The organism is Actinosynnema sp. NPDC059335 (assembly GCF_042752395.1).
Taxonomy (GTDB): domain Bacteria; phylum Actinomycetota; class Actinomycetes; order Mycobacteriales; family Pseudonocardiaceae; genus Actinosynnema.
The window spans coordinates 30,771-42,660 of record NZ_JBHYXZ010000071.1 but is presented as its reverse complement, the minus strand read 5'-3'; the positions used below and the strand labels follow the sequence as shown (position 1 = coordinate 42,660).

The following is an 11,890-nucleotide window of genomic DNA, read 5'->3' as shown; positions in this document are numbered from 1 at the left end:
GCTCTTCCCCGCCGGGCCTGCCGGCTTTGGCCTGCCCCGGGTACCCGTAAGGGCCCCATGTCAAATCGAGCCGGACGCACCACCGCCCAGCCGCCCCGCACCACCGAACCCCGCACCACCGAACCCCGCACCACCGAACCCCCGCCCATCAACACACCCTCGACGGCCACCACACCCCGTTCCCGCTCTGCGGCGACGAGCAGTGTTCCGCAGCAGTCGTCGTGGTCGGCGTGCTCTGACTGCTCGTCGTGACCGGCGGCACCGATGTCGTCACCTCGACCGGCACGGTCGTCGTCACCGCCGGGTGGTTCGCCGTGGCGACGAGCCGCTCCGCCCGAACCGCCTCACCGGACCCGATCGCAGCCGAAGTCGCCGTCGCCGTCCCAGGAGCGGAAGCAGAAGCGGAAGCCGGGGCCGACGTAGACGGCACGGCGGGCAGGATCGAGACCACGGTCGTCTGCGGCACGGACCCGGCCACCCGATAAACCGCATAGCCCGCCAACGCGAGCCCCGCACAACCCAGCAGCACGACGGCCAAGACGATCAGCACCAGCCTGCGCCACGACAGCCCGTGCACGATCCTGTCGATCGTGTGAGCCATCGTGACCGAACCGTCCACCCGACCGCTGACGATGTTGTGCACGCTCGATGACGACTGCTCCGGCTCCACTCGCACAAGCTAACGTCGCGCACCCGAACGATTACCGCATTAGTCGTACCACCATCGTCCGAACGCGACCGCCGCCCCACGCGAACGGGCCCTGCGCCCGCCCCCGAAGGGACCGGCACAGGGCCCGCCACAACACCGTTACCGGCTGGCCACCGCCTGCTCGGCCGCCGCCAACCACTCACGCCACTGCTTGGCCTGCGCCTCGGCCTGCTCCGCCCGCCGCTTGTCACCGGCCGACCGGGCCTTCGCCGCCTGCGCCTCGAACTGCTCCACCCGCTCCCGGAACTGGGCGACGCGCGCCTCCGCCTCCGGGTCGGACCGGCGCCACTGCGCGTCCACCGCGCCCCGGACCCGCTCCTCGATCGCGCGGAGCTTGCCCTCCAGCTCGCGGACCCGCTCGCGGGGCACCTTGCCGATCGCGTCCCACCGCTCCTGGATCCGGTAGAGCTGCTGGCGGGCGGCTTCGAGGTCGTGCGACGGGTCGATGTGCTCGGCCTCGGCGAGCAGCTCCTCCTTCAGCTTCGCGTTGGCCGCGAACTCGGCGTCACGCTCGCTGAACGCCTCCGACCGCCTGGCGAAGAACGCGTCCTGGGCGGCGCGGAACCGCTGCCACAACGCGTCGTCGGCCTCCTTGGGAGCCCGCCCGGCGGCCTTCCACTCGACCATCAGCTCCTTGTACCGACCGGCGGTGGGGCCCCAGTCGTCGGAGTCGATGAGCTTCTCGGCCTCCTCGACCAGCTCCTGCTTGCGGTTCTTGGCCACGCTGCGCTGCCGGTCGAGGTCCGCGAAGTGCGAACCGCGCCGGCGGTTGAACGCGTCCCGCGCCTTGGAGAACCGCCGCCACAGCTGCTCGTCGGTCTTGCGGTCGACGCCCCGGATGGTCTTCCACTCGTCGAGGATGGCCCGCAGCCGGTCGCCCGCAGCCTTCCACTGCGTCGACTCGTTGGCCAGCGCCTCGGCCTCCTCGACCAGCTCCTGCTTGCGCGCCCCGGCCGCGGCGCGGGCCTCGTCCTTGGCGGCCTTGGCCGCCTCCAGGCCCTGCTCGGCCAACACGAGCACGTACTCCACGCGCGCGGCCAGGGCGGCGAGGTCACCGACCACGGCCGCGTCGGCCAGGCTCTCCTGGACGTGCTTCGCGCTGGTCAGCGCGTGCTTGGGGTCGCCCGCGCCGGAGGACAGCCGCGTCACCAGCAGCTCGACCTCGGTGCGGATGTCGTCGAACCTGCGCGCGAAGTGCGCCAGACCCTCGGCGGGCTCGCCCGCCTGCCAGGATCCGACGACCCGCTCGCCGTCGGCGGTCTTGACGTAGACGGTGCCGTCCTCGTCCACGCGCCCCCAGCGGTCAGGGTGGTCCGACGCCACGGGGACCGGAGGTGGCGCCGTGACCGGCGTCGCTTCCACCCGGGTCTCCTCGACCACCGCCCCCGCACCACTGTCGCCAGTGGTTCCCGGTGTCGTCTCGTGCTCCGTCATCGCCGGCTTCCTCCTCGCCTGCCCACATCGTGGTGCCCGTGCCGACCACGGGCGCCCCGCCTATGACGGGGCCCAGCACCCGAGTACCGCGACGCTCCCTAAGAGTGCCCAGTACCTCGCGCGCATTCAAACAGGTCAAGGCTCGCATCGGTACCGGTGGTGGCCGATGAGTAGCGTGGACTGCCATGATCTCGCGCCTGGTGGTCGTGCCGCACCCCCCGCTGCTGGTCCCCGAACTGGTCGGCGGCGCCGTGCCGGACACCGAACCGGTGAGGTCGGCGACCCTCGCCGCGGCCCGGGAACTGGCCGCGCACGCCCCCGACTGGGTGGCCGTGGGCGTCGACCCGTCCGGCCCGCGAGTGCTGGAGGACGTGACCGGCACGTTCCGCGGCTTCGGGGTGGACGTGCGGGTCTCCCTCTCCCCCGCCGACCCGGACCCGCACCGCACCCCGGACCCCGACCTCATCCCGGACCACCGCACCTCGGACCCCGACCCCACCCCGGACCACCGCACCCCCGATCCCGACCTCCCGCTCCCCGCCCTGATCGCCGGCTGGCTCCGCGAGCGGACGGGCGCGCGATCGGTCCGCGTGCACCTCGTCCCCCCGGACCTCCCCACCGCCGACTGCGTCGCCCTCGGCGAACGGCTGGCCGGCGAACGGGCGCTGCTCGTGCTCGGCGACGGCTCGCACCGGCACGGCGAGTCCGCCGTGGGCCGTCCCGACGACCGCGCCGAGCCGTTCGACGACCACGTCCGCGACGCCCTGGCCGCCGCCGACACGGCCGCGCTGCGCGCGCTCGACCCGGCGCTCGCGGCCGAGCTGGGCGCGCAGGGCCGGGCCGCCTGGCAGGTCGCCGCCGGCGTGCCGGGCGCGTGGCGCTGCACCCGCTCCGCCTTCCTCGCTCCCTTCGGCGTCGGCTACCACGTGGCCGTCTGGGAGGCTTGACCCCGTGAACACCCCCATCGCCGTCGTCGGACCCACCGCCACCGGCAAGTCGGACCTCGCCGTGCGGCTGGCCGTCGAACTGGGCGGCGAGGTCGTCAACGCCGACGCGATGCAGCTCTACCGGGGCATGGACATCGGCACGGCGAAGATCACCGAGGAGGAGCGCCAAGGCGTCACCCACCACCTCCTCGACGTGCTGGACGTGACCGACACCGCCTCCGTGGCCGCCTACCAGCGCGAGGCCCGCGCCGCGGTGGAGCGCCTGCTGGCCGCCGGCCGCACGCCGGTGCTGGTCGGCGGCTCGGGGCTGTACGTGCAGGCCGTGCTGGACGACCTGGAGTTCCCCGGCACGGACGAGAGGATCCGCACGCAGCTCGAACGGGAGCTGGCCGTGTTCGGGTCCGAGACGCTGCACGGCCGCCTGGCCCAGCTCGACCCGGCCGCCGCGCTGGCGATCCTGCCCGGCAACGGCCGCCGCGTGGTCCGCGCGCTGGAGGTCATCGAGCTGACCGGGCGGCCGTTCTCCGCGACCCTGCCCAAGCCGGGACCGGCCCGCTACGGCACCGTCCTGATCGGCCTCGACCGGGCCGTGCCCGAACTGGACCGGCGGGTGGACGAGCGGGTGACGCGCATGTTCGACGCGGGCCTGGTGGACGAGGTGCGCGCGCTGGAGGCCCGCGGGCTGCGCGACGGCCGCACGGCGTCGCGCGCGCTGGGCTACCAGCAGGTGCTGGCCGCGTTCGACGGCGAGTGCTCGATCGAGGAGGCCGCGGCGGCGACGGCGCAGGCCACCCGCCGGTTCGTCCGCAAGCAGCGGTCCTGGTTCCGCCGCGACCGACGCGTGACGTGGTTCGACGCGGCCGACCCGGGCCTGGCCGACGACGTGCTCAAGCTGGTCGCACCGTAACCTGGTGCCCGTGGGAGTCGAATTCCTGAAGGGCCACGGCACCGAGAACGACTTCGTCGTGCTGCCCGACCCGGACGGCCTGCTGGACCTGACCGAGGCGCGGGTGCGCGCCCTCTGCGACCGGCGGCGCGGCCTGGGCGCGGACGGCGTGCTGCGGGTCGTGCGGCCGGACTTCGGCCCGTGGTTCATGGACTACCGCAACGCCGACGGCTCGATCGCGGAGATGTGCGGCAACGGGGTGCGGGTGTTCGCGAAGTACCTGGTCGAGGCCGAGCTGGCGCCCGCCGGGGAGTTCACCGTCGGCACCCGCGCCGGGGAGCGGCACGTCATCGCCCACGACGACGGCTCGATCACCGTGGACATGGGTCGGGCGCTGGTCACCGGCACGGGCACGGCCACGGTCGGCGGCAGCGCGTTCGGCGGGGTCGCGGTGGACGTCGGCAACCCCCACCTCGCCTGCGTGACCGGGACGCCGGTGGCCGAGCTGGACCTGGACCTGCCGCCGGGCCACGACCCGGTGCAGTTCCCGCACGGGGTGAACGTCGAGTTCGTCAACGTGCTGGGCGACGGCGCGCTGCGCATGCGCGTGCACGAGCGGGGCGTGGGCGAGACCCGGTCGTGCGGCACGGGCACGGTCGCCGCGGTGGCGTCGTGGCTGTACGGGTCCGGCCGGCGCACGGGCAAGGCCACTGTGGACGTCCTCGGTGGACAGGTGTCCGTGGTGATCGAGGAGGAGACCTCCACACTCACCGGCCCGGCCGTCCTGCTGGCCCGCGGCGAACTCGACCAGACCTGGTGGGACTCGCTCGGCACGCCTTCCTGACCCGCCGACCACCCGGACCACCCGGACCACCCGGACCACCCGGACCACCCGGACCAGCGTCCTAGAGGCCGACGACCTCCAGCTTCCCCAGCCTCGCCCCGGCCACCACCTCCGGCTGCGACGTCGGCGCGGTGCAGCACACCAGCCGGTCGCCCACGATCGCCACGGCGAAGCAGTTCGCGCCGGTCTCCACCTTCCGGGCGACCTCGCCGCCCTCCCGCACCAGGAACGCGAACGGCTGGAGCGCGGGCGCCACCCACACGCCGCCCTCGGCGTCCACCGCGATGCCGTCCGGCGCGATGAAGTGCTCGCGCACCGACGCGAACACCCGCCGCCCGGACAGCGCGCCGTCCTCGGCGACGTCGAACGCGGTCAACCGGAACGCGAGCGTCTCGGCGACCACCAGCCGGCCGTCCGGCAGCAGGCCCGTGCCGTTGGGGAACTTGAGGTCCTCGGCCGCCACCCGGACCGTGCCGTCCGGCTCGACCAGCGCCAACGGCGTGCCGGGCGCGACCCACCCCGGTTCCAGCAGGGCCGCCTCGCCGCCCGCCGCGATCGCGCCGTGCAGGTCGAAGCCGAAGTTGCCGACGTAGGCGCGGCCCCGCGCGTCGACCAGCATGTCGTTGGCGTGGAAGGTGGCGACGCCGCCGAGGTCGGCGTGCTCGACCAGCGCGCCGTCGGGTTCGCGCCGCAGCACCTTGCGGTCGAGCATGGAGACCACGAGCAGCCGGCCGTCCGGCAGCCAGCCCAGCCCCGACGGCTGTCCGGGCACCTCGCAGACGACCTCTTCCTCGCCGGTGCCCAGGTCGAGGGCGCGGACCTCGTGGTCGTAGAAGTCGGAGTACCACAGCCGCCCGTCCGGCCCGTGCCGCGGACCTTCGCCGAACCGGAGACCGTCGCGCACCACGGTGGTGTCAGCCATGCCCGCCGACGTTAGCGACCGGCAGGTCGCGCATCGAGCGCAGCGGCGACAAGAGCACCCAGAAGACGGAGAGGACCATCCCGGCCGACGCCGCCCACAGCGTGCCCCGCACGCCCACCCACTCGGCCAACGCGCCGCCCGCGACCGCGCCGACCGGCATCGCGCCCCAGGTCAGGAACCTGATGCTCGCGTTCATCCGGCCGAGCAGCCGGTCCGGGCACAACGCCTGGCGCAGGCTGACCTGGGCGACGTTGTAGAGCACCACGCCGGCGGACGTGACCAGCGTGCCGACCGCGAACAACGGAACAGCCGGAAGTCACGCGGTAACGGCATCGCGGCTCCGCAGCGGCGACAACACCACCCACAGCACGGCCGCCGCCTGGCACGCCATGCCCGCGAACAGCGTCGCCGTCACCCCGATGCCGCCGCCGAGCAGCCCGCCCACCAGACCGCCCAGCGGCATAGCGCCCCACACCACGAACCGGATGCTCGCGTTCATCCGGCCCAGCAGGTGGTCCGGGCAGATGGACTGCCGGTAGCTGACCTGGGCGATGTTGTAGACCGTGGCCCCGTACGCCACCGCGGCCTCGCCGACGACCACGAACACGATCCGCCAGTCCGCCGCGCCGAACGGCACCAGCACCCCGAGCGGCCACGTGACCAGGCCGGACAGCCAGATCACCGTGGTCTGGCCGAACCGGGCGTTCCACCGGTTCACGGTCAGCGCGCCCAGCACGCCGCCGACGCCCGCGGCGCTGAGCACGAGCCCCACCACGCCCTCGGACAGGCCGATCTCGCGCACCAGGAACAGCACCAGCACGGCCGCCGCCATGCCGCCGAAGAAGTTGGCCGTGCCCGTGCACCCCACGATCGCGCGCAGCGACCGGTGCCCGAAGACGAACCGCAGCCCCTCGGCGATCTCGTGCCGCAACCCCGGCTTCTCCGGCTTCGGCGGCGGCGGCTCCACGGTGCGGATGCGCAGCAGGAACAACGCCGACACCAGGTAGCCCGCGGCCGTGGCGAGCACGCCGACGGCCGCGCCGACCGCCTGCGCCACCCCGCCCGCCGCGGCCGGGCCGGACACCTCCGCCACGGCGCGGCTGGCCTCCAGCTTCGAGTTGCCGTCGACGAGCTGCTCCCGGCCGACCAGCGCGGGCAGGTACGACTGGTAGGCGACGTCGAACAGGACGGTGGCCGCGCCGACCAGCAGCGCCACCACGACGAGGTGGGTCAGCGTGAGCAGGCCCAGCCACCAGGCCACCGGCACCGACAGCAGCAGCGCCGCGCGGGTGAAGTCGGCCACGAGCATCACCGGGCGACGGCTCAACCGGTCCACCCACACCCCGGCGGGCAGCCCGATGAGCAGGAACGCGGCCGTGCTCGCCGCCGACAGCACGCCCATCTCGAACGGCGTGGCGGCGAGCGCGCCCACGGCGAGCAGCGGCAGCACCGTGCGCCCGATCGCGGAGCCGAACTGGCTGATGGTGTCGCCTGCCCACAGCAGGCGGAAGTCGCGATGAGACCAGAGGGACACGCCGGAAGTCTCCCGAGAGCGATTGGAAACTGTCAATCACTCGCTTCGCACGGGCCCCGCCGCCCCTGCCGGTTCCTATGCTTGGCCGGTGCAGAGACGCCCGGCAACCGACGCCGAAGCCGCCGCCCTGGCCTCGGCGGTGCGGCTGCGCATCATCCGGCTCACCTACGACCGCGCGCTGACCAACAAGGAGATCGCGCAACGGCTCGGCAAGGACCCCGCCACCACCCTCCACCACGTGCGCAAACTCGTCGCCACGGGGTTCCTGGAGGCGCAGGAGCCGCGGGCGGGCAACCGGGGCGCGAAGGAGATCCCCTACCGGTCCACGGGGCTGTCGTGGCGGCTGACCAAGGCGGACATCCCGTACCCGGAGGAGACGAGCGAGGCCGTCTTCCAGGCGTTCCTGAGCGAGGTCGCGGAGGTCGGGCCGGCCGCCATGAACCAGTTCCGGCTGGTGGCGCGGGTGGACCGCGCGGAACTAAAACGACGCCTCCAGACGTTGTTGGATGAGCTGGCAGCCGAGCCGGCCCACCCCGACGGGGAACGCGTGGCGATCTACCTGGCGCTCTACCCGGGCGATTAACCACTCGGACCCACCAGGGGTGCCGTGGGACGATGAAGGGCAAATGACGGAAAACACGTACAACAGCAACGACTGGCTCGACCACGAGGACGAGCTGTCCACCGGCGACCTGGCGCTCGAGGAGCGCGCCGCGCTGCGCCGCGTCGCAGGGTTGTCCACCGAGCTCGAGGACGTCACCGAGGTCGAGTACCGGCAGCTCCGGTTGGAGCGGGTCGTGCTGGTCGGCGTGTGGACCGAGGGCTCGGCGGCCGACTCCGAGGCGTCCCTGGCCGAGCTGGCGCTGCTCGCCGAGACGGCGGGCTCCCTGGTGCTGGAGGGCCTCGTGCAGCGGCGCGACCGGCCCGACCCGGCCACCTACATCGGCTCCGGCAAGGTGCACGAGCTGCGCGACATCGTGATCGCGACCGGCGCGGACACCGTGATCTGCGACGGCGAGCTGTCCCCCGGCCAGCTGCGGCAGCTGGAGGAGAAGCTCAAGGTCAAGGTCGTGGACCGCACCGCGCTGATCCTCGACATCTTCGCCCAGCACGCGTCCACCCGCGAGGGCAAGGCGCAGGTCGAGATGGCCCAGCTGCAGTACCTGCTGCCGCGACTGCGCGGGTGGGGCGCGTCCCTGTCCCGCCAGGCGGGTGGTCGGGCCGGCGGCGCGACCGGCGGTGTGGGTCTGCGCGGCCCCGGTGAGACCAAGCTCGAGACCGACCGCAGGCGCATCCGCGCGCGCATCGCCAAGCTGCGCCGCGAGATCGCCGCGATGAGCGTCATCCGGGAGACCAAGCGGCACCGCCGCGTGGCCAACTCGGTGCCGAACGTGGCCATCGCGGGGTACACGAACGCGGGCAAGTCCAGCCTGCTCAACGCGCTGACCGGCGCGGGGGTGCTGGTGCAGGACGCCCTGTTCGCCACCCTCGACCCGACCACGCGGCGCACCGAGACGCCCGAGGGCCTGCCCTACACGCTGACCGACACGGTCGGCTTCGTCCGGCACCTGCCGCACCAGCTCGTGGAGGCGTTCCGCTCGACGTTGGAGGAGGTCGCCGACGCGGACCTGCTGGTCCACGTCGTGGACGGCTCCGACGCGATGCCGGAGAAGCAGGTCGTGGCGGTGCGCGAGGTGATCGGCGAGATCTCGTCGCGGCGGGACGACCCGATGCCGACCGAGCTGCTCGTGGTGAACAAGATCGACGCGGTGGGCGAGCTGGGCCTGGCCCGGCTGCGGCACCTGTTCCCGACGGCGGTGTTCGTGTCCGCGCACACCGGCGAGGGCATCGCCGAGCTGCGCGAGCGCATCGCGGCCATGACGCCGCGGCCGGAGGTCGTGGTGGACGCGCTGGTGCCGTACGCGCGCGGCGAGCTGGTCGCGCGGGTGCACCGCGAGGGCGAGGTGCTCAAGGAGCGGCACACCGAGGAGGGCACGGAGCTGTCCGCCCGGGTCCGGCCCGACCTGGCCGGGGTGCTCGGCGAGTTCGCCGTGAACGGAAGCCGCGCCTGAGCCGTTGCGCGCGCTCCTGGTAGCCGGGTTGTTGCTGGTGACGGCCGGTTCCGCGATGGCGGAGCCGGCCGTCGCCGACGTGTGCGCGGTGACCGACCCCCGGTTGGAGGAGCTGTCCGGGCTCGCGTCCGACGGCGACCGGTGGTTCGCGGTGAACGACAGCGACAACGGCGCGTTGGAGATCCACGTGCTCGACCGCGGGTGCGCGATCACCCGGACGATCACCGCGCCGATCAATCCGTTCGACGTCGAAGACCTCGCCCTGGCTCCTGACGGAACTCTGTGGGCCGCGGATACCGGGGACAACGGGAAGTCGCGGGAAACCGTGGCATTGCACGTCGTTTCCCCGGACGGCAGCGCCCGATTGCACCGCCTCACCTATCCTGATGGAAAGCACGACGCCGAGGCATTGTTGCTCGACGCTTCCGGTATTCCGCACATCGTCACGAAGGAGCCGATCGGCTCGGCGTTGGTGTACCGGCCGGCGTCCGCGTTGCGCGAGGACGCGCCGACGCCGCTGGAGCAGGTGGCGCGGGTGTCGATCGGCGGGTCGGACACCAAGGGCGGCCCGCTGGCGAACTCGGTGGTGACGCGCCTGGTCACGGGCGGTGCGATGACCCGGGACGGCACGGTGGCGGCGTTGCGGACCTACACCGACGCGTACCTGTTCCCGGTGCCGGACGGCGACCTGGTCACGGCGTTGGAGTCGGACCCGGTGCGGGTGCCGCTGCCGAACGAGCCGCAGGGCGAGGCCATCGCGTTCGACCCGGACGGCACGCTGCTGTCGGCGTCCGAGTTCGGCAACGGCGGCACGTCCTCGACCGTGCGGGCGGTGCCGGGCGCGGCGGCGCTGGCCGTGCCGCCCCCGCCCGCCACGACCACGACGACCGAGGCGCCGGCCGCCGCGCACGAAGGCACTCCCCCGGCGGACGACGAGCGGTCGCCGTGGCCGGTGGTGGGTGGCGGCGCGGTGGCGCTGGTGCTGGTGGGAGCACTCGTGCGCCGGACGCGCCGCCGCCGGGCGTGACGCGGTGGCTCAGAGGCGGCGCAGGACCGCCACGACCTTGCCCAGGATCGACGCCTCGTCGCCGGGGATGGGCTCGTAGGCGTCGTTGTGCGGCATCAGCCACACGTGCCCGTCCTCCTTGCGCTTGAACGTCTTCACGGTGGCCTCGCCGTCGATCATCGCGGCCACCACCTCGCCGTTGTCCGCCGTCGGCTGCTGGCGCACGACGACCCAGTCGCCGTCGGTGATGGCGGCGTCCACCATCGAGTCACCCACGACCTTCAGCAGGAACACGTCGCCCTCGCCGACGATCTCGCGCGGCAGCGGGAACACGTCCTCGATGGCCTCCTCCGCCAGGATCGGCCCGCCGGCCGCGATGCGGCCCAGCATGGGCACGTACGCGGGCGTCGGCTTGGACGCCGGGTCCAGCCCGGTCACGATCTCCGGGGGCAGCACGCCCACGGCGCGCGGCCGGTTCGGGTCGCGCCGCAGGTACCCCTTCCGCTCCAGCGCGCGCAGCTGGTGGGCGACCGAGGAGGTGGAGGTCAGGCCGACCGCCTCCCCGATCTCCCGCACGCTGGGCGGGTAGCCGAACCGGTCGAGCCAGTCGCGGATCACGTCGAGCACCTTGCGCTGGCGCAGGGTGAGCCCGGCGTTGCCCGCGATGTCCGCCGGTTCGGGCGCGGAGGGCACGTCTGCGGTGCGCAGGTCTTCGTCGGTCTTGCGAGCCACGGTGCTTCCTCCTCACCGGTCCCGATTGCCCAGGCCGGCTGTGACGACGATCTTCAGTTGTGGACGGTAGTCGCGTTCCGTGTCCAGATCAAACACCTGTTCGAAGTAAACGTCGGCGTGTCGTAGCGATTTAGCCCGACGAAGTGGTACACATTCGCACGGACGTTCGATCGAACAGAAGTTCGATCATGATCGGATGACCTGCGTTGGAGGACATCATGGCGGTGGTCATAGGCACGCGGAACAGCTTCGAACTGGTCGACGGCGCCGGTGTCGAGGATGTCGCGCTCGGCGCCGGTCTGCGACCCGGACCACGTGTCCTCCGCCGGTTCGAAGTACACGACAGGGCCAATCGCCGCCCGTCCACCCGGCCCCGCCCGCTCGCGGTCCGCGAGACCGCGCCGGACCCGGCCGCCTGCGAGGTCCGACCGCGGCGGCGCCCGGCCCTCCAGTTCGCCGGCTACGCCGCGCTGGCGGCGGTGTCCGCCGCCCTGCTGAGCCTGCTGTACCTGTACGCCTCCGGGGCCACGACCGTCCCCGAACGCACCAGCGTCGTGCACGTCCAAGTGGGCGAGACGCTGTGGGACGTGGCGGCGCGCAACGCGCCCGGCAGCGACCCCGACGCCGTGGTGGCCCGCATCCGCGAGCTGAACTCCCTCCCCGACTCCGACGTCGTCCCCGGCCAGTCCCTCGTCGTCCCGCACGGCGCCCCCTAGCGAGTCGAACGCCCGGGTCCCGCGTGTCGAACCTCCAGGACCCCCGAGTTCCTGTCTCTTATAACCAACAGACGCTGCCGACGCGATT

13 protein-coding genes are annotated in these 11,890 nt (G+C 73.1%); 7 read left to right on the top strand and 6 right to left on the bottom strand.

What is annotated here, in order from left to right:
* Positions 1-148: 148 nt before the first annotated feature.
* Positions 149-670 (bottom strand): hypothetical protein, encoded by a 522-nt coding sequence (locus ACFXGA_RS22325; RefSeq protein WP_378090747.1) that lies wholly within the window; start codon positions 668-670, stop codon positions 149-151.
* 138 nt (positions 671-808) lie between these two features.
* Positions 809-2,143, bottom strand: coding sequence for a DUF349 domain-containing protein (locus ACFXGA_RS22320; protein ID WP_378090746.1), 1,335 nt, complete (start codon positions 2,141-2,143; stop codon positions 809-811).
* 185 nt (positions 2,144-2,328) lie between these two features.
* Here ACFXGA_RS22320 and ACFXGA_RS22315 point away from each other — a divergent pair, with 185 nt between their 5' ends.
* Genes ACFXGA_RS22315 through dapF form a run of 3 tightly spaced genes read left to right on the top strand, consistent with a single transcriptional unit; the run spans position 2,329 to position 4,820 of the window.
* The gene (locus ACFXGA_RS22315; RefSeq protein ID WP_378090745.1) at positions 2,329-3,090 is read left to right on the top strand and encodes a hypothetical protein; all 762 of its coding nucleotides are present in this window, start codon (positions 2,329-2,331) and stop codon (positions 3,088-3,090) included.
* Positions 3,091-3,094: 4 nt separating this feature from the next.
* Positions 3,095-3,997: a tRNA (adenosine(37)-N6)-dimethylallyltransferase MiaA gene (gene miaA / locus ACFXGA_RS22310; RefSeq protein WP_378090744.1), complete on the top strand. Its 903-nt coding sequence runs from the start codon at positions 3,095-3,097 to the stop codon at positions 3,995-3,997.
* Positions 3,998-4,007: 10 nt separating this feature from the next.
* Positions 4,008-4,820, top strand: coding sequence for a diaminopimelate epimerase (dapF, locus tag ACFXGA_RS22305; RefSeq protein ID WP_378090742.1), 813 nt, complete (start codon positions 4,008-4,010; stop codon positions 4,818-4,820).
* A 61-nt stretch (positions 4,821-4,881) separates the two neighbouring features.
* On the opposite strand, the gene ACFXGA_RS22300 is transcribed toward dapF, so the two are convergent.
* From ACFXGA_RS22300 to ACFXGA_RS22290, 3 genes are read right to left on the bottom strand one after another with little or no spacing between them, the layout of a single operon-like run.
* Positions 4,882-5,742 carry an SMP-30/gluconolactonase/LRE family protein gene (locus ACFXGA_RS22300; protein ID WP_378090741.1) on the bottom strand — a complete coding sequence of 287 codons (861 nt, stop codon included), beginning with the start codon at positions 5,740-5,742 and terminating at the stop codon, positions 4,882-4,884.
* Positions 5,735-6,043, bottom strand: coding sequence for a hypothetical protein (locus ACFXGA_RS22295; RefSeq protein ID WP_378090740.1), 309 nt, complete (start codon positions 6,041-6,043; stop codon positions 5,735-5,737). Before ACFXGA_RS22295 ends, ACFXGA_RS22300 begins: the two co-directional genes overlap by 8 nt.
* A gap of 15 nt (positions 6,044-6,058) precedes the next feature.
* Entirely contained in the window at positions 6,059-7,276 is a 1,218-nt protein-coding gene (locus ACFXGA_RS22290) for an MFS transporter (RefSeq protein ID WP_378090739.1), read from the bottom strand.
* 88 nt (positions 7,277-7,364) lie between these two features.
* On the opposite strand from ACFXGA_RS22290, the gene ACFXGA_RS22285 reads away from it, so the two are divergent.
* From ACFXGA_RS22285 to ACFXGA_RS22275, 3 genes are read left to right on the top strand one after another with little or no spacing between them, the layout of a single operon-like run.
* The gene (locus ACFXGA_RS22285; RefSeq protein WP_378090738.1) at positions 7,365-7,859 is read left to right on the top strand and encodes an ArsR/SmtB family transcription factor; all 495 of its coding nucleotides are present in this window, start codon (positions 7,365-7,367) and stop codon (positions 7,857-7,859) included.
* Positions 7,860-7,902: 43 nt separating this feature from the next.
* Positions 7,903-9,348 carry a GTPase HflX gene (gene hflX, locus ACFXGA_RS22280; RefSeq protein ID WP_378090737.1) on the top strand — a complete coding sequence of 482 codons (1,446 nt, stop codon included), beginning with the start codon at positions 7,903-7,905 and terminating at the stop codon, positions 9,346-9,348.
* Positions 9,349-9,352: 4 nt separating this feature from the next.
* On the top strand, positions 9,353-10,375 hold the full coding sequence (locus ACFXGA_RS22275) for a hypothetical protein (RefSeq protein ID WP_378090736.1): 1,023 nt from the start codon (positions 9,353-9,355) through the stop codon (positions 10,373-10,375).
* Between the two features lie 9 nt (positions 10,376-10,384).
* On the opposite strand, the gene lexA is transcribed toward ACFXGA_RS22275, so the two are convergent.
* Positions 10,385-11,062 carry a transcriptional repressor LexA gene (gene lexA / locus ACFXGA_RS22270; protein ID WP_378090748.1) on the bottom strand — a complete coding sequence of 226 codons (678 nt, stop codon included), beginning with the start codon at positions 11,060-11,062 and terminating at the stop codon, positions 10,385-10,387.
* A gap of 242 nt (positions 11,063-11,304) precedes the next feature.
* Between lexA and ACFXGA_RS22265 the strand changes: the two genes are divergently transcribed.
* Positions 11,305-11,802, top strand: a complete 498-nt coding sequence (locus tag ACFXGA_RS22265) for a LysM peptidoglycan-binding domain-containing protein (RefSeq protein WP_378090735.1) — start codon at positions 11,305-11,307, stop codon at positions 11,800-11,802.
* The last annotated feature ends 88 nt before the right edge of the window (positions 11,803-11,890 follow it).